At 37.7% G+C, this 23,514-nt stretch carries 21 protein-coding genes; 10 read left to right on the top strand and 11 right to left on the bottom strand.

What is annotated here, in order from left to right:
- Positions 1-33 precede the first annotated feature (33 nt).
- From tnpA to IW22_RS10475, 7 genes are all read right to left on the bottom strand, one after another.
- Positions 34-486, bottom strand: coding sequence for an IS200/IS605 family transposase (gene tnpA, locus IW22_RS10505; RefSeq protein WP_034726780.1), 453 nt, complete (start codon positions 484-486; stop codon positions 34-36).
- A 125-nt stretch (positions 487-611) separates the two neighbouring features.
- Positions 612-1,307 (bottom strand): phosphoribosylanthranilate isomerase, encoded by a 696-nt coding sequence (locus IW22_RS10500; RefSeq protein ID WP_228384029.1) that lies wholly within the window; start codon positions 1,305-1,307, stop codon positions 612-614.
- Positions 1,308-1,389: 82 nt separating this feature from the next.
- Positions 1,390-2,163: an indole-3-glycerol phosphate synthase TrpC gene (gene trpC, locus IW22_RS10495; protein WP_034726354.1), complete on the bottom strand. Its 774-nt coding sequence runs from the start codon at positions 2,161-2,163 to the stop codon at positions 1,390-1,392.
- Positions 2,164-2,260: 97 nt separating this feature from the next.
- On the bottom strand, positions 2,261-3,250 hold the full coding sequence (gene trpD, locus IW22_RS10490; RefSeq protein ID WP_034726778.1) for an anthranilate phosphoribosyltransferase: 990 nt from the start codon (positions 3,248-3,250) through the stop codon (positions 2,261-2,263).
- A 38-nt stretch (positions 3,251-3,288) separates the two neighbouring features.
- Positions 3,289-3,897, bottom strand: coding sequence for an anthranilate synthase component II (locus tag IW22_RS10485; RefSeq protein WP_051891187.1), 609 nt, complete (start codon positions 3,895-3,897; stop codon positions 3,289-3,291).
- A gap of 98 nt (positions 3,898-3,995) precedes the next feature.
- A complete protein-coding gene (locus IW22_RS10480) occupies positions 3,996-5,420 on the bottom strand; it encodes an anthranilate synthase component I family protein (protein WP_034726353.1) in 1,425 nt (474 codons plus the stop codon).
- A 250-nt stretch (positions 5,421-5,670) separates the two neighbouring features.
- Positions 5,671-6,315 carry a hypothetical protein gene (locus tag IW22_RS10475; RefSeq protein WP_034726352.1) on the bottom strand — a complete coding sequence of 215 codons (645 nt, stop codon included), beginning with the start codon at positions 6,313-6,315 and terminating at the stop codon, positions 5,671-5,673.
- Between the two features lie 139 nt (positions 6,316-6,454).
- Here IW22_RS10475 and IW22_RS10470 point away from each other — a divergent pair, with 139 nt between their 5' ends.
- From IW22_RS10470 to lysS, 4 genes are all read left to right on the top strand, one after another.
- Positions 6,455-6,679, top strand: a complete 225-nt coding sequence (locus IW22_RS10470; protein WP_034726351.1) for a hypothetical protein — start codon at positions 6,455-6,457, stop codon at positions 6,677-6,679.
- On the top strand, positions 6,679-7,053 hold the full coding sequence (locus tag IW22_RS10465; RefSeq protein ID WP_034726350.1) for a c-type cytochrome: 375 nt from the start codon (positions 6,679-6,681) through the stop codon (positions 7,051-7,053). Before IW22_RS10470 ends, IW22_RS10465 begins: the two co-directional genes overlap by 1 nt.
- Positions 7,054-7,055: 2 nt before the next feature.
- Positions 7,056-7,982 (top strand): 23S rRNA (adenine(1618)-N(6))-methyltransferase RlmF, encoded by a 927-nt coding sequence (gene rlmF, locus IW22_RS10460; protein WP_034726349.1) that lies wholly within the window; start codon positions 7,056-7,058, stop codon positions 7,980-7,982.
- A 450-nt stretch (positions 7,983-8,432) separates the two neighbouring features.
- Positions 8,433-10,127 (top strand): lysine--tRNA ligase, encoded by a 1,695-nt coding sequence (gene lysS / locus IW22_RS10455; protein WP_034726348.1) that lies wholly within the window; start codon positions 8,433-8,435, stop codon positions 10,125-10,127.
- 34 nt (positions 10,128-10,161) lie between these two features.
- Here the strand turns inward: lysS and IW22_RS10450 are convergent, their stop codons facing one another.
- Genes IW22_RS10450 through IW22_RS10440 form a run of 3 tightly spaced genes read right to left on the bottom strand, consistent with a single transcriptional unit; the run spans position 10,162 to position 13,025 of the window.
- Positions 10,162-10,677 (bottom strand): ClbS/DfsB family four-helix bundle protein, encoded by a 516-nt coding sequence (locus IW22_RS10450; RefSeq protein WP_034726346.1) that lies wholly within the window; start codon positions 10,675-10,677, stop codon positions 10,162-10,164.
- A gap of 3 nt (positions 10,678-10,680) precedes the next feature.
- A complete protein-coding gene (locus tag IW22_RS10445) occupies positions 10,681-11,685 on the bottom strand; it encodes a cytochrome d ubiquinol oxidase subunit II (protein WP_034726344.1) in 1,005 nt (334 codons plus the stop codon).
- Positions 11,682-13,025, bottom strand: a complete 1,344-nt coding sequence (locus IW22_RS10440) for a cytochrome ubiquinol oxidase subunit I (RefSeq protein WP_034726774.1) — start codon at positions 13,023-13,025, stop codon at positions 11,682-11,684. The genes IW22_RS10445 and IW22_RS10440 overlap by 4 nt, the downstream gene beginning before the upstream one ends.
- A gap of 230 nt (positions 13,026-13,255) precedes the next feature.
- Here IW22_RS10440 and gyrB point away from each other — a divergent pair, with 230 nt between their 5' ends.
- From gyrB to IW22_RS10410, 6 genes are all read left to right on the top strand, one after another.
- Entirely contained in the window at positions 13,256-15,190 is a 1,935-nt protein-coding gene (gene gyrB, locus IW22_RS10435; RefSeq protein ID WP_034726343.1) for a DNA topoisomerase (ATP-hydrolyzing) subunit B, read from the top strand.
- A gap of 84 nt (positions 15,191-15,274) precedes the next feature.
- Positions 15,275-15,697 carry a DUF5684 domain-containing protein gene (locus IW22_RS10430; protein ID WP_034726342.1) on the top strand — a complete coding sequence of 141 codons (423 nt, stop codon included), beginning with the start codon at positions 15,275-15,277 and terminating at the stop codon, positions 15,695-15,697.
- Positions 15,698-15,965: 268 nt separating this feature from the next.
- On the top strand, positions 15,966-17,858 hold the full coding sequence (locus tag IW22_RS10425; RefSeq protein WP_034726341.1) for a DUF3857 domain-containing protein: 1,893 nt from the start codon (positions 15,966-15,968) through the stop codon (positions 17,856-17,858).
- A gap of 9 nt (positions 17,859-17,867) precedes the next feature.
- Complete coding sequence (locus IW22_RS10420) at positions 17,868-19,799, top strand: transglutaminase domain-containing protein (RefSeq protein ID WP_034726340.1); 1,932 nt, start codon at positions 17,868-17,870, stop codon at positions 19,797-19,799.
- Between the two features lie 99 nt (positions 19,800-19,898).
- Positions 19,899-20,726 carry an RsiV family protein gene (locus IW22_RS10415; RefSeq protein ID WP_034726339.1) on the top strand — a complete coding sequence of 276 codons (828 nt, stop codon included), beginning with the start codon at positions 19,899-19,901 and terminating at the stop codon, positions 20,724-20,726.
- Positions 20,727-20,730: 4 nt separating this feature from the next.
- Complete coding sequence (locus IW22_RS10410) at positions 20,731-21,621, top strand: diacylglycerol/lipid kinase family protein (RefSeq protein ID WP_228384028.1); 891 nt, start codon at positions 20,731-20,733, stop codon at positions 21,619-21,621.
- 317 nt (positions 21,622-21,938) lie between these two features.
- Here IW22_RS10410 and IW22_RS10405 read toward each other — a convergent pair whose 3' ends face one another.
- Positions 21,939-23,219, bottom strand: a complete 1,281-nt coding sequence (locus tag IW22_RS10405) for a dicarboxylate/amino acid:cation symporter (RefSeq protein ID WP_051891186.1) — start codon at positions 23,217-23,219, stop codon at positions 21,939-21,941.
- Between the last annotated feature and the right edge of the window lie 295 nt (positions 23,220-23,514).

Below are 23,514 nucleotides of genomic sequence, written 5' to 3'. Positions count from 1 at the left end.
AAAGGATGAAGTCCTTTACTTCTACCATTGCATTTAATCCCAAACGTATTTTTCATCATAATCAATATGATGCTTTTCCAACATTTCAATCACTTCATCCTTGAATTTCTGTTTCTGATGATGTATCCGCTGGGTTCTGATGTAATTGGTAAGCCTGTTCACTTCATCTCTACAAACTGAAAAAGCTCCATATCCATCCTGCCAGAAAAAGTTTTCATATTGAGGTCCTTTAGTCTTCATCCATTTCGAAGAATGAGCCTTGATTTCTTGAACCAGTTTCATCAACGGTATTTTCCGTGAAAGAAGACATAAAATATGGATATGATCATCAGTTCCGCCTATCTGCAGGGCCGGGCTTTCAAAATCCTTACACAATACGGCAATATAAGAAAACAACTCTTTCTCTATTTCTTCATCAATGAGATCCTGCCGGTACTTGGTACTGAAAACAATGTGGATGTAGTTTTTTACTAGGGACTGGGGCATTTTATTTGTGTTTTTTATCAATCGGACTGTATCCGATCTTTTGTTAAATCGTCCCTTTGGGACTCTTTCGGTATAATTTTTATTTTTTCTGTGTTTTTATTAATCGGACTGTATCCGATCTTTTGTTAAATCGTCCCTTTGGGACTCTTTCGATATAATTTTTTTATTTTTTCCAGGTCTTTATTTCCCGGTTCTATTTCAAATTTTGAATTGATATCAACAGCAAATGGCTTTTGATTCAAAAGGTTGATATCTTCGATGTTTTCTTCTGAAATTCCACCACTCAGAAGATAGGGAAGAGGAATATCTAATTCATTTAATAAGGTCCAGTCGAACTGTTTCCCTGTTCCTCCGAATGCTTTTCCGTCTGTATCGAAAAGGAAAAAGTCGACAATTGAACGGTGAGAACTCATCGTGTTTACTATTTTTTTTCTGGTTTCAGGATCATTATTCCCGATTCTGATCACCTTTATGATTTTACTATCCGGCTGCAGTTTTTGTCTTAATTCAATAATAAAATCTTCACTTTCATCACCATGCAGCTGAATAAGGTTTAAGCCTGCCTGTTCTGCAATTTGAACAATTCTGTCAGTTTCTTCATTCACAAAAACGCCCGTTTTCCCCTGATGACCAATTTTAGCAATATCTTCCGGTTTCAAATGATTCAGAACATATCTCGGCGATTTTTCATAGAAAATAAAGCCAAGAAAATCTGCTTTCAAGGAAATCAATTCCTGAATCTGATCCGGTTTTGTTAAACCACAGACTTTGAGTTGAGGAAACAGGTTGTCAGTTTCAGCTTTCTGGTTCATAAAATTCATAAAGTTCTTATTTCGCAGTTAATTCATTCCGTTTACGCATCATCAAATCACCACATCACCACATCATCAAATCGTCACATCATCAAATCGCCAAAGTAAAGTCTTCAAACGCTTTCGCCGGATCTTCATTCCTCATAAAATATTCTCCCATCAGAAAACTGTCAAATCCTTTTTCCTTTAAATATGTAAAATCTTCGAGATTATAAATGCCACTTTCAGCAACAGATAACACATCTTTCGGAAGCTGGTCTTTTAACTGTACCGAATGCTGAAGATCAACTTTAAAGTCTTTTAAATTTCTGTTATTAATCCCTACAAGATCAATGTTAGCATTACAATGTTTCAGTTCTTCTTCGGTATGGATTTCCAATAAAACCTCCAGATCCAGTTCATGTGCTAATGCTGTGAACTCCTGAACCTGATTGGGTGACAGGCATGCTGCAATCAGTAAAACCACATCAGCTCCAATGCTTTTGGCTTCATAAAACTGGTATTCATCCACCATAAAATCCTTTCTGAGAATAGGAATGTTGATGTGCTTCCTTACATTCAGAATATCATCAAAACTACCTCCAAAAAAGTCTTTGTCAGTAAGAATTGAAATTCCTGATGCTCCAAAATGTTCATATGCAGAAGCTACTTCCAGAGGCTGAACCTGATCATTGATGATTCCTTTTGACGGAGATTTTCTTTTAAATTCAGCAATAATTCCGCTTTTGTTTTTTACAGATTCTTTCAGAGAAAAAGTTTTTCTTCCGAAAAATTCAGAATTTTTCAGTTGATCAATGGAAATTCCAGCTTTTGAAACTGCAATTTCTTCTTTTTTCCTTGCAATAATTGTATCGAGTATTGTCATTTTTTTTAAAACTAGAAGTTAGAAATTAGATTTTAGAAGTTAGATGTGCAGGAGTATAGTTTAAAGTTTTCACTATCAACTGACAACCAACAACTAGTTATCCATTCACCAATAATTCAAGGCTTCTCAGTGCTTTTCCGCTTTCCAGACTTTCTTTAGCCATTAAGAGACAGTCTTCATAAGTTCCGAATTTCTGAGTGTGGAAGAGGGCAGTGGATGCATTGGCAAGAACTACAGAGTTTTGTTGTATTGAACCGTTTCCTTCCAGAATATTCCTGAAGATCTTCGCAGATTCCTGAGGCGTTTCACCAGCCAGAATACTTTCCGGACTTACGGACTCAAATCCCAGATCTTCCGCTGAGTAAATCTCTTCACCATTTTTCGTAATGATTTTGCTGTCTTGGGTAAGACTTATCTCATCATAACCATCCAATCCATGTACAAGGATAAATTCACGTTCTTCTTTCTGTAACAGATATTGATAAATTCTTGCAATTTCAAGATTGTAAACGCCAATCACGGAATATTTCGGTTTTGCAGGATTGACCAATGGGCCCAAAAGATTGAAAAATGTTCTCAGTCCCAACGCTTTTCTCAAAGCACCTACAGACTGAAGGGCAGGATGAAAATACGGAGCGTGCAGGAAACAGATATTGGCTTTATCAAGATCTTTATTCAACTCGTCTGAATTGTTTTTGAACTGATAACCAAGTTCTTCCATGACATTGGATGATCCGGTAGTAGCAGATGCCCCGTAATTTCCGTGTTTGGCCACTTTCTGTCCTGTTCCTGCAACCACAAAGCTTGCTAGTGTCGATATATTGATGGTGTTTTTACCATCGCCTCCAGTTCCCACAATGTCCATCGTATCATGGTGGTCAAGATGTACAGGAACAGCCATCTGCAGAAGAGCTTCCCTGAAACCTTCCAGTTCTTTTAAGGTAATATTCCGCATCAGAAAAACACTGATAAAGGCGGTCACTTCTGCCGAATTAAATTTATTCTGAGCAATCTCAATCATGGTTGCTTTCGCCTCAGATTTAGACAAAGTGTGATGATTGAACAGGTATTGTAGTATTTCTTTCATTTGTGGAGTTTTTGTGGCGGTGGGAATTTCTATAGTTTTCAATGTAAAAGAAAGTTTTTGATAATAATTTCTCCATCCGGAGTTAAAATGCTTTCAGGGTGGAACTGTACCCCATGCACATCATAGGTTTTATGCTGCAGAGCCATGATCATTCCGTCCTTATCTACAGCCGTGATTTCAAGATCTTCCGGGAAACCTTCCGGATTGACTGCCCAGCTGTGGTATCTTCCCACTTCCATTCCTGAAGTCAGATTTTTGAAAATTTTGGTATTTTCTTTCACCAACTCAGCAGAGGTTGCTACCCCGTGAAAAATTTCTGAAAGATTGATCAGGCTTCCTCCAAAAGCTTCTGCGATAGCCTGTTGGCCAAGACATACGCCAAGAATACTTTTAGTAGAAGCATATTCTCTGATCAAATCGAGTAATATTCCAGCTTCTTCGGGTATTCCAGGGCCTGGAGAAAGGATAATTTTATCATATTTTCCGATCTCTTCCAAAGTAATCTGATCGTTTCTTACGACATCTACTTTCTGATCCAGAATTCGTTCAATGATCTGGACAAGGTTGTACGTAAAGCTGTCATAGTTATCAAAAACCAGAACTTTAAGTTGAGTAGGAGTTTCCGGTTGGTTTATATTGTTGCTCATTTTTTGTTTTTTTATGGGTTGGGGTAGGTTTGCTAGTTGCTAGTTGCTAGTTGCTAGTTGCTAGTTGCTAGTTATTGTTGACTTATCACTCATCACTTTTAACTCATCACTATTTTTCCGGCTTTGTCTACCGCTTTTTTCAGTGCATTTAATTTATTGTTCACTTCCTGCAATTCATTTTCAGGGACAGATTTTGCAACCAGTCCGGCTCCAGCCTGATAATAAAGGGTATTGTTTCTGCTTAAAAAAGTACGGATCATAATCGCCTGGTTACAGGTTCCGTTTAATCCGATCATTCCAATGCAGCCTCCGTAATAACCTCGGGAGTCTTTTTCATATTGATCAATGAGCTGAAGGGCTTTATGTTTTGGGGCGCCGCTTAAAGTTCCCTGGGGAAATGTAGCGGAAACCATATCAAGCGGATTGATATTTTCCGGAAGTTCAGCAGTCACTTCACTTACCATATGAATCACATGGGAGAAAAGCTGGATTTCCTTAAGTTTGGTAACGGTTACGTTTTTGCCCAGTTTTCCAAGATCATTTCTGGCAAGGTCTACAAGCATGGTGTGTTCTGCATTTTCCTTCGGATCGTTTTTCAAAGCCTCAATAGACTGCAGATCCGTTTCCAGATGTCCTGTTCTTTTAAAAGTTCCTGCAATAGGGTGGATGATGGCTTTATTGTCCTTAATAATCAACTGACTTTCAGGGCTTGATCCGAATAATTTATAATTTCCGTAATCAAAAAAGAAAAGATAAGGCGATGGATTGATATTTCTTAGGGCACGGTACACATTGAATTCGTCCCCTTTGAATTTCTGTTCAAACCTTCTGCTTAATACCAGTTGGAAAACATCCCCTCTCATGCAGTGTTTTTGAGCTGTTTTTACCAGTTCGATATATTCTTCATCGGTAAGATTAGAAGTTTCGTTTTCTACTTTTTCGAAAGGGTAGACCGGAGTATTCTGGTTTTTGATCAGATTTTCAAGCAGATAAAGTTCTGATTTTAAGCCTGGAATCTGATTTTCAATAATGTGCATCTCATCGTTGTAGTGGTTAATCGCAATGACATATTGATAGAGTCTGTAACGAAGAATCGGAATTTCAACTTCCGGACTCTGTGGCTTCAAATGAATATCCTCAAAGAACTGTACCGCTTCAAAACTGGTATATCCAAAAAGGCTCTGAGCCGTCTGTTCAATAGGATCGTGCGTGGTTTCACACTCGAAAGTACTTTGAAATTCATCAAAGATATCAGTCAGGTTTTTATCTCCGATCAACTGCTTTACAGGATCTGAACCCGGAAGTTTGATTTCAAATTCAGTCAGGTTTTTCACTTCAATTCCTGCCACAGCATTCACGGCAATAAAGGAAAAGTTATTGTCAATATTCTTGGAATCTGAACTTTCCAAAAGAATCGTATCCCTAAAGCGGTCTCTGATCTGCAGATAGATATTCATCGGAGTATAAAGATCTCCCAGTGTTTTCTTTGAATCGGTTTTTATTTTAATTTTTTGAGTAGTCATCTGACGTGTATTTTTGTTTTGAGTGAAATAAAAAAAGGCTTTAACGGAATCCGTCAAAGCCTATATATTGTGTATTTTAATTATTCTGCTAAACCATTAGCAACATGACAATACCTCCAGACCCGACGAAGAGTTTGAAAGCCACCACCAAATATTGTTGCTCATGTTAATCATGTGACAAATGTAGAAATTTTTTTTATACAAAAACAAGAAAAAGTCCAAAAATTAAAAAACTTAAAATAGAAATCCTTTATTTAAGCTGCTTCAATTCTGTTTTTAATTCCTCGATTTTTTCTTTGTATTCTTCACGGTCATAGCTTTTTAGATAATCTTCCAGTGCGGCAATATATTCTTCTATGAATTCTTTATTTGTTCTGTCCGCCTCATATTTGATCTTAGCAGATTCTATTGGAGCCAATTTTTCATACTTCAGTCTATTGCTTCCTTCCTCAGACTGATCGTAAAGAATCACGATGTTTTTCTCGTACCTCGGTATATATTTTACAGGAAAATTTTGGCCCATCGCAGGAATTCTGATGGCATTCTCAATCGGGTAGATGGTTGCACTGGTCGTCGAAAAGAAGGTTGAAGTAAATTTTCCGTCCTGTTTTTTAACAATCGCTTCGTAATCATGAATATACATGTCATTCAGCGTTGAATTGGTCTCTACATCGGAAGTGATGATCGCCGTACTTTCAATACCGTATTTATTTAAAAACCAAGCATTAAGATATTGTCCGGCAACACCATTCAATATTGCTAAAGGGATAATAGGAGCAAGAAACCATGCTTTTTTGGTCACAAAAGAAAGCAGGCTAAAGAATGCCAGCAGAATAACCACGGTATAAAAACCATGATGACTGGTGAAAAACAGAATTTTGGAGATGAAAATCATAGCTTAAATTTAAAACTATCGGTACAAATAATCATTATCTAAACATTAATTTTCCGGAGAAATATTGGTAACGCGAACATTTGTCATGAGTTTAAACGCTTATTTTTTATATTTTTGTCTAAATTTTATAGAAAAAATAATGAGAAAAGTATTAGCAATTGCATTTATCGGAAGTTTATTAGTGGTAAACTGTTCTAAGAAACCAGATCATTCATTACAGGACAGCAACACGATGCTTGAAGAACCTGAAACTACGACAGTAGTAGATTCTACAGCTAAGAAAGCAGCTCCTGCTGCCGCTGCAACCCCTGCACCAGCTACTCCTGAAGCAGCTAAAACAGATTCTACTGCAGCAAAAAAATAATGAAAAAACTCCTTTTGGCAGGAGCTATGGGATTTTTGATCCTATCCTGTTCTAAAAAAGAAAATACGGAGGCACAGGGTGTACCCGCTGAGACATCCGCTGTTTCAGAGCCGGTAAAAGCTAATCTTTCAGGTGACCAGATCATCGAAACATTAGACTGCTCAGGATGCCATGCCGTGAATGAGAGAATGATAGGACCTTCTTACAAAGAGATCGCAGAAAAATACTCTGATAAAGATATTGAAATGCTGGCCTCAAAGATCATAGAAGGCGGAAGCGGAGTTTGGGGAGGCGTTCCGATGGCTCCTCATCCACAGGTATCTAAAGAAGATGCTAAAAAAATGGTAGAATATATTTTGAGTCAGAAAAAATAAATATGACTACTGAAAAATCCAGTCTGCACACAAGAAATCTGCATCGTAATCCCTATGATTTTGATCAGCTTATTTCTTGTGTGCCAGAACTGAAACACTATGTTTTCGTTAATGCTTACCAAACCAAGACCATTAACTTCAGTCTTCCCAAAGCGGTCAAACTGCTTAATCAGGCGTTACTTTTACATTTTTACAACATTAAAAACTGGGATATTCCTGAGACCAACCTGTGTCCTCCTATTCCCGGACGTGCTGATTATATCCATTATATCGCAGATCTTTTAGCGGAACAGCAAGCTGAAATCCTGACCTGGACTTCTGTATCAGGTTTAGATATCGGAACGGGAGCGAATCTTGTTTATCCCTTGCTAGCCCACCGATCTTACGGGTGGAAAATGCTTGGAACAGATATCAATAAAGGTTCGTTAGACAATGCACAGCAAATTTTAGATCACAATCCGGATTTATCACCTGCTATCGATTTAAAACAACAGCCCGATTCCCATCATATCTTCAAAAATATCATCGAGGCCGGTGACCGTTTTACATTTTCTATGTGCAATCCTCCTTTCCATGATTCTGAAGAATCTGCCATGAAGGGAAATCTCAGAAAAACAAAAAATATCAATAAATCAAAAACTAAAAAACCTTCACTTAATTTTGGCGGACAGCAGTCGGAATTGTGGTGTGAAGGTGGTGAGATCGCTTTTATCTCAAAAATGATTGAGGAAAGTGTTCAGTATTCCTCACAGGTTCTATGGTTTACATGTCTGGTTTCTAAAAAAGATAATCTTCCTAAGCTAAATTCCCTTTTAAAGAAAGTCAAAGCAGTAGATGTCAAAACCATTGATATGGCTCAGGGACAGAAAATAAGCAGAATGCTGGCGTGGACTTTTGCTCCCCAGAAAGAGAGGAAAGCTTGGTTTTAAAGTGAATGGTGAATTTTGCTGCGCAAGTCAATGGTCAATGTTAATCTGGGTGAATAGTTTTAATGGCCGGAGATAATGTCAATAGTGAATTTTGCTGCGCAAGTTAATTGTCAATAATTAATTTGTTCAAAGAAATTTCCTGTGAGCCGATTCAAAATGGATGGTTTACTTTACTGTTCACACTATCCTCTAATCAATTCACTACAAGGTAGATTCACTATTGAGCATTCACATTTAAACCGTTATTCGTCAATGATAACCTCCATCAATAAATTCACTGCGAAGCATATTGACCATTCACCATTCACATTTAACTGCTATTCCTAATGATAATCACCATTAATAAATTCCCTGCGAAGCAAATTCACCATTGCCCATTAACAATTAAAAAATCATCATTGACAAATCACTAAAAATGCCTAAATTTGTACGCTTTTAGAAAAATAAGAAATGCAATTATCAGAACAAGAAATCATTAGAAGAGAAAAGCTGAACAAGCTTACTGAAATGGGAATAAATGCGTTCCCTGCGGAGGAGTATACGATTACAGATACTACAGAATCTATAAAACAGGATTTTTCTGAGAATAAACAGGTGAAGATCGCTGGTAGATTGATGTCCCGCAGAATTCAGGGGAAGGCTTCTTTTGCTGAATTGCAGGACTCTAAGGGTAAAATTCAGGTGTATTTCAACAGAGACGAGATCTGCCCGGGTGATGATAAAGAACTGTACAATGAAGTGTACAAGCACCTTTTGGATATCGGAGATATTATCGGTATCGAAGGAACTTTATTCACGACTCAGGTAGGGGAAATGACGATTTTAGTAAAGAACTTTACGCTTCTTACTAAAGCTTTACGTCCGCTTCCTCAGGCTAAAACTGACGAAAATGGAGTAGTTCACGACGGATTTACAGATCCTGAACTGAGATACAGACAGCGTTATGTAGATTTAACGGTTAATCCACAGGTGAAAGAAATCTTCGTAAAAAGAACAAAAATGTTCAATGCGATGAGGACTTTCTTCAATGATGCCGGATATTTTGAGGTGGAAACACCAATCCTGCAGTCGATTCCGGGAGGAGCGGCAGCAAAACCGTTTATCACGCACCATAATGCTTTAGATATTCCATTATATTTAAGAATCGCGAACGAATTATATCTGAAAAGACTGATCGTTGGTGGTTTTGACGGGGTGTATGAGTTCTCTAAAAACTTCAGAAATGAAGGGATGGACAGAACACACAACCCTGAATTTACAGCGATGGAGATCTATGTAGCGTACAAAGACTACAACTGGATGATGGATTTCACGGAAAAACTGTTAGAATTCTGTGCCACTCAGGTGAACGGAAGTGCGGAATCTACTTTCGGAGAACATACGATCAACTGGAAAGCGCCTTATCCAAGAGTTTCTATGACGGAAGCGATCCAGAAATATACAGGTTTCGATATCACCGGAAAAACTGAACAGGAACTGTTTGATTTTGCTAAATCTATCGGAATTGACGTGAATGAAACGATGGGTAAAGGAAAATTAATTGATGAGATCTTCGGTGAAAAGTGTGAAGGAAACTTCATTCAGCCGACATTCATCACAGATTATCCGATTGAAATGTCTCCATTGACGAAGAAACACAGAAGCAAAGAAGGATTAACAGAGCGTTTTGAATTAATGGTTTGCGGAAAAGAAATTGCTAATGCCTATTCCGAGCTGAATGACCCGATTGACCAGAGAGAGCGTTTCGAATCGCAAATGGCTCTGTCAGAAAGAGGAGATGATGAAGCAATGTTCATCGACCAGGATTTCTTAAGAGCATTGGAATATGGTATGCCTCCAACTTCCGGATTGGGAATTGGGATGGACAGACTGATCATGTTCCTGACAAACAATGCATCCATCCAGGAAGTATTATTCTTCCCTCAGATGAGACCGGAAAAAACGGTTCCTCAGATTGAACTGGGTGAAGATGAAAAAGTGATTCTTGAAATTTTGAAATCAGGAGAACAGCTTGCCTTAAATGATGTGAAACAACAAAGCCAGCTTTCCGGTAAAAAATGGGACAAAGCATCTAAAACTTTGACTAAGAATAATCTGGTGAAAGTAGAGAAGATTGATGAGGTTCTTTTAATGAAACTCGTATAAGCTTACTTTAAAATAAATAAAAACCGGCACAGAATCACTCTGTGCCGGTTTGTTTTTTCCATTTCCGCAACTGAGCCGCGAAATTCTTGAAAGGCGCTGCGGTATTGATATGGATCCATTTCCAGACAGGCCATTTGGCTGGTGTGGTCGCCCATTTTCTCTGTTCAGGAATGAATAAAGTGTCGTGATCCAAAGTCTCAATCCACTCTATAATTTTATTAACCTGATTCTTCAGCATTTCTCTTTGCTGATCAAGGCTGTATGTTTCATACTTATGATAAAAAGATTCGTAAAGTCCTCCTAAATTGTTCCACTTATATCCCTGCGCAGGAGTCTGTACCGTTATTCCTTTCTTTTCATCAGATTCCCACTGCAATAAAAGGCTGGTCCACCCCAGCTGATAAGATATATTCTGTGAAGGACTTTTATCAACTCCCGGTTTCAGAAGATCTTTTTTGTCCTCGGAAATGTCATTAAACTCTTTATCATAAAGCAGATAATTCTTTTTTATCGCTTCTACCAGTTCGGTTTTGTCTGTATACTGAATCATATCTTACTTTCTCTGCTTACTGAATGAAGCCATCAGATAAAATAAAAACGGAAGGATAAACAAAGAACCGAGCATCAGTGCCCAACCCAAAGCATTAATGGTTTTTGGTGGCGCCATATGCTCCAGTAACGAAAGATGTTGTCCGTTTCCAAGCAGGATGATGTCGGGATTGTGCTGATAGGTAGCTGCAATCAGGATCATCACCATCTGAAAACCTGCCAATGCCCGTACAGGAAGGAGCTTTCTCCGATGAAGGGCTCGAAGGATCAATCCTAAAGCTACAGTGGCAAAGGAAATCGCCATGATGCCCAATGGTTTTGAAAACACCCACATTACAAGAGGAATATCAGAAATATAAGCGGTCAAAAATACCAGCATCCCCGTAACCACGACAAAAACCATCGTCTGTCTGGATTTTTTGATCATCAGGGTAAGATCCATTTTGTCACGGGTTTCCCTTAATGAAAAGATAGAAGCCAGATAAGCGCAAAGTGCCACGGTAAAAAGACCTACCGAAACACCGAACCAGTTCAGCCAGCTGAATATATATAAGTCTAAAAATCCAACGGCGTCAGGATTGATCGAATGAGAAACCGTTGCAGCTGCTATCAGTCCTAAGAAAAACGGAGTCAGGAGGCTTGCATAATAGAAAACCTGCGTATATAAAACCTGCATATTGTCTTTCACCGCATCATAATGTCTGAAGGTAAAAGCGGTTCCCCTTGCAATAATACCTAAAAGCATCAGAACCAGTGGAATATGAAGGTAGGTGGACATTGTGGTGTAGATCTCAGGAAATCCTACAAAAAGGATCACGATCGCAATGATCAGCCACATATGATTGGCTTCCCATACCGGTGCGATGGATTCGTACATAATCTCCTGGGTTTTGTGACGGGCTTTTTTATGGGTGAAAAGCTCTACAATTCCGGCTCCGAAATCAGCGCCGCCCAGAATGATATACAGGCAGATAGAAAGCCATAGAAATCCTATTACAACGTAGATCATGATTTTTTGTTTTTATCGTTAAACTGAGCGTCTGTAGGGTCGTAAAGTTTAGGTACCATCTGGATCTGTCTCTTTAAAAGGAAGATGATGATCAATGATAATGATACGAAAATAGCGGTAAAGAAGTAAAAAGAATACTGTATTCCCGGCATTGGCGTTACTGCATCTACAGTTTTCATAATTCCGTAGATGATCCACGGCTGTCTTCCTACTTCGGTCACTGTCCATCCTGCTTCCAGAGCTATATATCCGAAAGGAGTCGCGAACAGGAATATTTTTAAAAGCCAGTTTTTAGTCAGCCATTCCTTTTTAAAGAAGAAGGCATACAGATAAATACTTCCGATAATGATCATCACCACTCCGAAAAAGATCATAATTTGAAAGGCATAGTGAACAACAGCTACCGGAGGCCACTCGTCTCTTGGAAAATCATTTAATCCTTTCACTTCATGATTGAAATCGTTGCTCACCAAAAAGCTTAATACTTTTGGAATTTTAATGGCATATTTTACTTCACCTTTCTCCTGATCAGGAATTCCGCCGATAATGAAGGGGGCTCCTTTTTCAGTTTCAAAGTGAGCTTCCATCGCTGCCAGTTTTATAGGTTGTCTTTCAGCAACAGATTTAGCGGCTACGTCACCACTTAAAGGCGCTCCGAATGCTCCGATTAAAGCAAATCCGGCCGCGATTCTGAATGCTTTGGTATGGAATTCCACATTCTTTTTCTTCATAATTAAAAAGGCGTGAACGCCTGCAACGGCAAATCCTGTTGCGCAGAATGCAGCCACCGTCATATGAAGAGCCTGAGGAAACCAGGCATCATTGAACATCGCTTTGATAGGATCTATATTTAAATACTGCCCGTTGATATAATCGAAACCTGTCGGTGAATTCATCCATGCATTAGCGGCAACCACAAGAATACCGGAAGCCAGTCCGCTTAAGCCTACCAGAAATCCACAAAACCAATGGAACCATTTATTGAATTTTTCCCAGCCATATAAAAAGAACCCGATGGCAATGGCTTCAATAAAAAATGCGGTTCCCTCAAGAGAAAACGGCATTCCGAAGATCGGTCCGGCGTGTTTCATAAATCCCGGCCACAGAAGTCCAAGTTCAAATGAAAGCATGGTTCCTGAAACGGCACCGGTAGCAAACAGAATCGCAACTCCTTTGCTCCAGGCTTTCGTAAGGCCTTTGTATACTTCATTATTGGTCTTAAGGTATTTCCAGTGAGCGAAGGCCATCAGAAAGGGCATCACCATTCCCACACAGGCGAAAATGATATGAAAGCCCAGCGAGAGAGCCATCTGCGCGCGGGCTGCAATAAAATCATCCATATAATCAACTTTTGAGTAAATAAATTTAAGCATAAAATACGGATGTAGAATATGATTTTATACAGATGCTATTTGGGAAATAGGTAATAACTTTAAACTTTTTTAGATAAAACAGGGCTCCTGATTTTAATAAAAACTCTAGACTTTTTTGACATATTTTAACTTTCATAAGTCGAAAAAAATCACGATATTTGTAGGTCTTTGCATTAGGCAAAATTTATTAATTTTATATGAGTCAAAAACAATATACAGCTAGCAGTATCCAGGCCTTAGAGGGTATGGAACACGTTCGACTAAGACCATCAATGTACATTGGAGATGTAGGAGTAAGAGGTCTTCATCATTTGGTTTATGAAGTAGTAGATAACTCTATTGACGAGGCTTTGGCAGGGTATTGCGATACCATTTTGGTAACGATCCACAAAGGAGAGAGCATTTCTGTAAAAGATAACGGTAGAGGGATTCCTGTAGATTTTCACGAAAAAGAACAAAAATCTGCTTTAGAGGTTGTCATGACTAAAATCGGGGCAGGTGGAAAATTTGATAAAGATTCTTACAAAGTATCCGGAGGTCTTCACGGAGTAGGGGTATCTTGTGTGAATGCACTTTCTACTTTATTGGTGGCTACAGTAAGCCTTAACGGTAAATTATATCAACAAAAATATTCAGAGGGAAAAGCCCTTGCAGATGTTGCTGAAATAGGAACTACCGCTGAGAGAGGAACAGAAGTTTTCTTCCAGCCGGATGCTACCATCTTTCAGGAAACTACTTACAACTACGATACTCTTGCAACAAGATTACGTGAACTGGCTTTCCTTAACAAAGGAATTACCATCACACTTGTTGATGAGAGAGCAGAAAACGAAGACGGATCTTTCGCGATGGAAGTTTTCCATTCAGAAGGAGGTTTGAAAGAGTTTGTTGAATTTATCGACGGAAACAGAGAATCTATCATGGAGAATGTAATCTTCATGGAAGCAGAAAGAGATGATATTCCGGTAGAAGTGGCGATGCGTTATAACACGTCATTCAGTGAGAATCTTCACTCTTACGTAAACAATATCAATACCCATGAAGGGGGAACTCACCTTGCAGGTTTCAGACGTGCTTTGACAAGAACACTGAAGAAATATGCTGATGATTTAGGTATTCCTCAGAAAGAAAAAGTAGAAATTACCGGTGATGACTTCCGTGAAGGATTGACCGCTGTGATTTCTGTAAAAGTAATGGAACCTCAGTTTGAAGGACAGACCAAAACGAAACTGGGAAACTCTGAAGTTTCAGGAGCTGTAGATAAAATTGTAGGGGAGATGCTTACCAACTTCCTTGAAGAGAACCCAAATGAGGCGAAAATTATCGTACAAAAGGTAGTTTTAGCCGCAAAAGCAAGACAGGCAGCAAAGAAAGCCCGTGAGATGGTTCAGAGAAAATCTCCAATGGGAGGTTCAGGACTTCCGGGGAAACTATCCGACTGTTCATCTAAAGATCCGGCAGAATCTGAACTATTCTTAGTAGAGGGAGATTCCGCAGGTGGAACTGCTAAGCAAGGTAGAGACAGACATTTCCAGGCTATTTTACCATTAAGAGGTAAGATTCTGAACGTTGAAAAATCAATGCTTCACAAAGTATATGACAACGAGGAAATTAAAAATATCTATACCGCTCTTGGAGTTTCTGTAGGTACAGAAGAAGACAGCAAAGCCCTGAATATGGCTAAGCTGAGATATCATAAAGTAGTGATCATGACCGATGCCGATATTGACGGATCTCACATCTCTACCCTGATTCTTACCTTCTTCTTCAGATTTATGAAGGAACTTATCGAGAACGGATATATCTACATTGCTCAGCCACCTTTATATTTATTAAAGAAAGGAAACAAAAAGATATATGCCTACAACGAGAAAGAGCGTGAAGAATTCACTTTGGAAATGGCTCCGGACGGAAAAGGTGTAGAAGTTCAGCGTTATAAAGGTCTTGGGGAAATGAATCCTGAGCAGCTTTGGGAAACAACCCTGAACCCTGAACACAGAATCTTAAAGCAGGTAACGATTGATAATGCAGTGGAAGCCGATAGTATTTTCTCAATGTTAATGGGAGATGAGGTGCCGCCAAGAAGAGAATTTATCGAGAAAAATGCAAAATATGCGAAGATTGACGCATAATTGTTATTAAAAATATATTAAGAAAAGCTTCTATTTATTAGAAGCTTTTTTTATATTTGGTGAAAACCAATAAAAAATAATAATATGTTAACTCTTTTACAAACAGACCCTTATGATGGGGCTGATGCAATGTCTGGTGCAGCCGCTGCAGGACTGGGAATGGGCTCTATGATCTTCGGATTGCTGATTTATTTATTTTATGGATACTGTATGTATAAAATATTTCGGAAAGCAGGCAGAGAAGATGCATGGGCGGCTTTTGTTCCTATCTATAATATCATCGTACTGCTTGATATTGTTAAGAAACCGATCTGGTGGTTCATCTTATTCCTTATTCCTTTCGTGAACCTATTTGCTTCATGGGTAGTGAATGACAGACTGGCAAAAGGCTTTGGAAAAGAAACTCCGGTGTATACCATTCTTCTTTTCTTTTTTGGGTTTATTTTCGTGCCGGTCCTTGCTTTCGGCAGTGATAAGTACGACAGCAACAGGATTCCAAATGATTAATAATTTATAAAAAAATACAATGAAGACTTCAGAAATGGAGTCTTTTTTTGTGCCTTACTACAAAATTTTAAAATTTAATAAATTATTATTTTAAAGACATTTGATGTTGGAAATTGTAAAATTTCCTTATTTGGAGATATAATTTGCTTAAATAGTAATATAAATAGATTTTAAAAGTGAAGACTTTTCTGTGGTATTAATATTTGTGTTAAAAATAAAAAATTAACATTTATTAAGATTTTATTATTTTTGCCTGATTTTAATAACTATGATGAAAATATTAATTCTAGGTGCACTATCTACAGCTTCTGTATATTTTGCCCAAACCTATCAGGCATCTGCCATTCCCGAAAATTTAAAGAAAAATGCTGATGTAGTGATCAGAAAAGATTTTACAACGGCTCAGATTAATAAAATTGATGAAATCAAATACCAGTTCAATACGGTAACTACGGTCTTAAATAAAGATGGTGACTCTAAAGCTTTGATTTATATCCCTTATAAAAAGGGTGATAATATTTCGGACGTGAAGGTGACTATTTATGATAAAGCAGGAAAAAAGGTGAAAAGTTTTTCGAAATCTGATTTTGGAGACTTTGCCAACAATAGCCAGGGCGTATTTTATTCTGACAACAGGATTTTAGGGTTGTCCTATACTTCAGCCTATTATCCTTATACCATTGATTTTTCTTATCAGATCACCAATGATAATACCATTTTTATTCCTGATTTTGTGCCGTTTTCCTCACCACATATATCGCTTGAAGAAGCGCAGTTTAAAATAATCAATAAATCAGGGATTGAGCTCAGAACCAAAACATATCCTTCAAAATATAACTATGGATCTGTTGTAGCCAACGATAACGGAACCGAAAAAACATATGCTTATAAAAATATTCCTGCCATCGATGATGCTAAAATGCTTCCGCAGCCTGTAAAAATTTTACCGAAAGTGAGTTTTGCTTTGGCTAAATTCAATCTGGAGGGAAAGCAGGGAACGCTGAACAACTGGACAGATTTTGGAATCTGGTATTATACCAACCTTGTAGAGCCTGTTTCTGCACCTACTCCTGCTATTAAAGCTGAGGTGGCTGCTTTGAAATTAGAAGGTTCCACTGAAGAAAAGGTGAAAAAACTCTACCAGTATATGCAGACAAAAACCAGATATATATTCGTAGGACTTGGTATCGGAGGATGGCTTCCCATGCTTCCGGATGAAGTACAGAAAAAAGGATACGGAGACTGTAAAGGGCTTACCAATTATATGAAAACCCTGTTGAATGAAGCAGGTATTCCTTCCAATTATTGCGTTATTAACTCCGGTTCATCGGAGGTGTCGTTTGATCCTGATTTTCCTGCCATGGGTGGAAATCATGCGATCCTGATGGTTCCTACCGAAAAAGGAACTATCTGGCTGGAAAATACCTCTCAGCAGATCGCTTTTAACCATTTGGGATACAGTACGACAGACCGGAATGTTCTTGCCGTCACCAAAAAAGGAATCGAGCTTATCAACACACCAACATATACGGCAGAACAGAACAGAGAGAAGCAGAATCTGAAAATTACCCTTAATGAAGACAGTACCATAAAAGGAGATGGGCAGTTTTCCTATACCGGAAGCCAGTATGACACTAATCTTTTTTATGCCTATCTCTCGCCAAAAGAAAAGATCGAATCCATGAAAAGCAGATTTGATGTTCTGAATTTTGAGAAAGTGGAAATGAAAGACTTTGTGAATGATAAAGACAATGCGGTTGTGAAATTCAATTTGGATTTTAAAGCCAATAATTATTCTAAAACAACAGGGGAGAGTATGATTTTCAGGGCAGTGCCTATTTTCTCCAATGATCATTACAAAGCTGATGAAAACAGAGAACTACCTTTTGAAATAGGACAGTCTTTTGAGGATGAATATGAAATAGATTTTGTACTTCCCAAGAATTATAAAATAGACGAAGTTCCACAAAATGTTACCGTTAATTCCGAATTTGGAACCTACAAACTGACGCTTGTAAAAAACGGTGAATCATTGAAAGTTAACCGTTTCATTAAGATTAATAAAGGGATTTTTCCAAAAGAGAAATACAACGACTATGTGAGCTTTCGTAAAAAAGCATTAAATGGAGATAATGCTAAAATATTAATAACAAAAATTTAAAACATAAGCATGAGAAAAGTATTATTAATAGCTTTCTGTTCTGGGATTTTGATCTCTGTAAACGGTCAGAAACATGAATTTCTGGATCCGCCTAAATTTAGCGATGCCGATCTTAGCAAACCAAAATCTTTGCTGGATGAGAATGCACCTGCTGAGATTTTGTACAGATCAGTACATTTTAATATAGATCCGGCTACGGGAAATTTGCGTAAAAGTGTTTTCAGTAGAGTTAAAATCTATGATAAGGATAAGGCGGAAGAATGGCTAAATCTTGAAATTCCACTTTATCTGAGCTCGGAAAGAGAAACACTGGAAAAGATAAAAGCAGCTACTTACAATCTTGAGAATGGTGCTTCCGTAGCCACAAAAGTAGATAAGAGTTCAAAATATAAAAGTAAGGAAAGTAAATATGTTACCATCAATAAATTTGCTTTCCCCAACGTAAAGAACGGGTCAGTTATTGAGTATCAGTATGAGATTTTATCTCCCTATTTATATTCTGTTCCGCAGGTGCTTATAGAAACCGATGTACCATCCCTTTATACAGAATATATTCTGGATACGCCGGTGAATATATCGTACAATGTAAATTATACGGGATCATTAGTTCCAAGATACAGAGAAGTAGAAGAAAAAGGAATGTATGGATTGGATTATAAAACATACAGATTCGGATATGAAAATCTGAAGGGCTTCAAAACGGAAAAATTTATTAAAAACGATAAAAACTACCGGACCAAAATAAGTGCTGAACTTCATTCCACCATGTTCTCGAAGTTGCAAATGTATTCATCATCATGGGAAGAAATTAAGGATAATCTGTATCTCAGTAATGATTTCGGAGATGAACTGAAAAGAACAAAATTGGCTAAAGAACAAATTCCTGCTACGGTTTCAGCGATGAAATCTGAAAAAGAAAAGGCTGATGCTATTTTTGAATACGTGAAAAATACTTTTATCTGGAATAAGGACAAAGGGATTACGACAGATGAGGGAATAAAAAAAATGCTGGAGACGAAAACTGGAAATGCTGCTGAAATTAATCTTTTTTTAGTCACTATGCTTAGAGAAGCTGGACTGAAGGCAGATCCGCTCATTATTTCCACGGTAGACCATGGTCTTATCAATTTAGCTTCTCCAAGTGTGAACAGTGCCAACTTTGTCATTGCTGCCGTCAGAATAAAAGACAGTTATCAGTTGTATGATGCTACCTCAAAACAGTCCTCTGCCAACAATCTTCCGCCAAGAGACTGGAATGAATACGGTATTTTGATCGCAAAAGATAAAATATTACACATTCAGATGCCCAACCTGTCATCTAGTTTTAACTACCTTACTGCCGAAGCAAAGGTCAATGAAGACGGAAGTATTTCGGGAACCTATTCTGATAAAGATACCGGTACTTATGCAATGTTTGCCAAAGAAAGTTACGATGAAAATACTGAAAAATATAAAAAACAGTATAAAGACAATTTCTCAATAGATTTTACAGGAATTGACTCGAAAATTTTGCAAAACGGAGATTTTGAAAGTACCATGAAGTTTTCTACAGACAATATGATTGATAAGGTAGGAAAAAAAATGATTATCAATCCGATGCTTTTCCTTATAAAAAATTCTAATGAATTTGATCAGACGGAAGAAAGAAAATACCCCATAGACTTTATATCTTCTTACACTAAAGTGAAAAAAGTAATTTTGGAGATACCGGAAGGTTATATGATTGAGACAATGCCTAAAAACAAGAAAATTGTTACGAACGACAAAGAAATAGAGTACAGCTATGTGGCTGAGCAGAAAGGAAACAAACTGGAAATTATTTCTACGACAAAGGTGGTAAGTCCGAACTATCCTAAAGAATATTATCCTGCATTTAAGCAGATTTGGGGAACCGCTTCAAAAAGTGAAAACCAGGTAATCAGCCTGATTAAAAAATCGTAAAGAACAATTTGATTTAGATCTTTAGATTAAATAAAAAATAATTTTACAAAACCATTCATTTTTTGAATGGTTTTTGTATTAATACTAAAAAAATAAATTATGAAAAATACGATTGCCGTTCTGGCAGTTTCTTCTTTTCTTGCTTTTTCAGCATGTAAAAAGGCAGAAAATACAACTACACCTTCTGATAAGACCACTACAACACAGCCTGAAAAACTGGTCGTTGACTCTGTAAAAGTGAGTGATTCTTCAAAGATTGCAGACTCATTGAGCGTGAAATTCACTTCAAAATTACTTGTTTTTCCAACGTTGAAAGAAAAAAAGCTCTTAGACAGTATTTATTTTCATGAGCAGGGAATTAAAGATTTTTCTCAAAAGGGATTACAAGCTTATCTGGATAATCAGAAAAATGAGTACTTCAAATCTACGAAAAGTGAAAGCACAGACTGGCTTTCAGATATTTCCTATGCCCAAAGCTGGTATACAAATTCCTATATGGATTTGATCTCTAATGTGAATGATTATATGCACATCGGATATGTATGGAGCTCATATGAAGGTGGTGCCCATGATAATTTCGGATTTTCAGAAAGAGTTTTTGATCTTAAAAACAATAGAAAACTGGAACTTAAAGATGTGACTTCAATGCCAAAAGCCAAACTGGAAGCGCTGTTGATGAAAAATCTTAATAAGGTAAAAAGCGGAACAACAGATGCTGAAGGAGAGGTGAAAAACTCAGATATGCTATTGGTAGAAGTTATTCCGGCTACAAATAATTTCTATTTTGACCAGAAGAATTTGTATTTCCATTACAGTCCGTACGAAATCGCCGCTTTTGCAGCCGGAGATATTGTTATTCCTGTTTCCTGGGATGAACTGAAAGGAACGCTGAATGCAGAATTTAAAGAAAGAATGAAAATAAAGTAAATTAATGCTTCCGGATCAGGAAGCATTTTCTATTTTTGCGGTAATGGAAAAAGCAGCTTTTATCATTAATCCCTTTTCGGCCAAAAAAAATTATCAGCCGTTTCTTGACGAACTCAAAAAAAAGGTTGACAATCCTTTGTATTATATCTCTGAATCTATCCCGGGGACAGATGATTTTATTAAGGCGAATTTTGACAATGTTGATATTTTTGTGGCCATAGGAGGTGACGGAACCATCTCCACTGTGGCAAGAAATCTTATTAATACAGAAAAAATTCTGGCTATATTTCCGGCAGGATCAGGGAATGGCTTTTCCAATGAAACTAAATTCAATAAAAATCTGGATGAACTTCTGGAAAAAATTAAAGCCAAAGCATTCAGGAAAATTGATACTTTTACGGTGAATGACAGACTGTCGATCAACGTTTCAGGTACCGGATTTGACGGGAAAGTGGTAAAAGAATTTGAAAAAACCACCCGCGGATTCAAAAATTACATCAAAGTCTCTCTGAAGACATTCTTTAATTATAAACCCATCAAGGTTCAGTTTACCGACGAAGCTTACCAGCAGTACAACGGAAGATACCTGATGCTGAATATTGCCAATACCCGACAGTTCGGAAACAACGCTTACATTGCTCCCAATGCAAGTAAAAGTGACGGATTGGTTGATATGGTACTGGTGAAAAAATTCCCACTGACCTATTCAGCGCTTTTTGCGTTCAGGATGTTCACCAAGAGACTGAAGGATGATGAATATGTAACCTACCTTCCCGTTTCAGAAATTTCATTTAAAGTAACCACCAAAAACTGGCATCTCGACGGAGAGTTTAACAAAATAGAATCACCGGTTCATGTGAAGGTCTTGCCTGCAAGTCTGAATATTTTAGTGTAAGGTAAAGGTAAAGGTAAAGGTAAAGGTAAAGGTAAAGGTAAAGGTAAAGGGCGGCCCGGAATAAAAAATAACCAAAAAATTCAATAGGGGTGGGCTTCAGCCCACCTTCACGAAACAAACCGCTATCCCTTTGGCTTTAGCCAAAATCTAAAAATAATAAAACACAAACTCCACAAAAGGTTTAACATCATCATCTGTGAAAATCTGCTTCATCTGTGGTTAAAAAGAATAATTAACTTAAATTCTCTTTTATTTTCCAATCTGAAAACCTAAATTTTTTTTCACAAAAAGTTTTGCTGAGTGTCAACTACAAATACCTAAACTTCCAGCTTCTTCTCAATCTCAGCCGGATGATTCAGACAATACTGTAGCTGCTCTTTATCCAACTGCTTTTCCCAGTTTGCCACAACTACCGTAGCTACAGAATTTCCAATAACATTCGTCAAAGCCCTACATTCGCTCATAAACTTATCAATTCCCAGAATTAAAGTCATTCCGGCAATCGGAATCTCAGGAACGACAGCCAATGTTGCAGCCAGCGTCACAAATCCTGCTCCTGTAACACCTGCGGCCCCTTTTGAACTTAGCATTGCTACCAAAAGCAACATTAACTGTTTCTCTAAAGGAAGATCAATATTCAGAGCTTGAGCGATAAAAAGAGATGCCAGTGTCATATAAATATTGGTTCCATCCAGATTGAAAGAATATCCGGTAGGAACTACCAGTCCAACAATAGCTCTCGAACAACCAGCTTTTTCCAGTTTTTCCATAATTCCGGGAAGTGCGGATTCGGATGAACTGGTTCCTAAAACCAACAGAAGTTCCTCTTTCAGATAAAACATCAGTTTAAAAATACTGAATCCGTTGTACCAGGCAACCGCTCCCAAAACCAGTACCACAAAAAGGATAGAGGTGATATAGAAAGTCCCCACTAAAAAGATCAGATTCAGTACCGAATGGAGACCATATTTTCCGATGGTGAATGCCATTGCCCCAAAAGCCCCGATCGGAGCCAGTTTCATGAGCATATGGACAATTTTGAAAATCGGAGTAGACAGATCCTGTAAAAAATCGGTTACTTTTTGACTTTTTTCTTTGGTTAAAACAAGAGCAACACCCATTAAGATAGCCACCAGAAGGACCTGAAGTATATTTTCGCCAACCAATGGACTGAAAAGTGTTTCAGGAATAATATTCATGATAAAACCTGTCAGTGTAGAGTCATGAGCTTTCTGCTGATATTGTGAAACATCGCCGGATAGAGTAGCGGGGTCAATATTTAAACCATGTCCCGGTTGCAGAATATTCCCGACAATCAGTCCTATGATTAATGCTAAAGTTGAAAATGTAAAAAAATAGATCATTGCTTTTACAGCAATACGGCCTACTTTTTTGAGATCGGTCATATGAGCGATTCCTAAAGTCAGGGTAATGAAGATCACCGGAGCGATAATCATTTTCACCAATTTGATGAATCCGTCGCCGAGAGGTTTCATTTTTTCACCCAATTCAGGATAAAATCTTCCTAAAAGTATACCGGCTATTATGGCAATAATGACTTGAAAATAAAGCTGATGATAGAATTGTTTCGCTTTCAAAGGATTCTTTTTTAGATTTTGAAGCCGGAAAATTAAGAATTTTTATCTTAAAACATGACGAAAGTCAGTTAAATTGATGAATTGGGAAGGAGATGGAGAAAATGAAGATGGGAGATGGGGGTTCTGGAAGTTTTCAGTTTCGGTTTAAGGGATCATTTGCAAAACTTGGCAAAGAGATGAAATTTTTTCAAAGATTCTTTCGGGATATAGTGTTTGCTTAATCGAATCAATGCAATTGATTCACTCTTTATATTCTTAAAGTTATGCGGCCTCAGAATCAAACTTTGCGTTAAAA

Source organism: Chryseobacterium sp. JM1 (genome assembly GCF_000737715.1).
Taxonomy (GTDB): Bacteria; Bacteroidota; Bacteroidia; order Flavobacteriales; family Weeksellaceae; genus Chryseobacterium.
The sequence above is the reverse complement of the archived record's forward strand: the minus strand, read 5'-3'. Positions and strand labels throughout refer to the sequence as shown.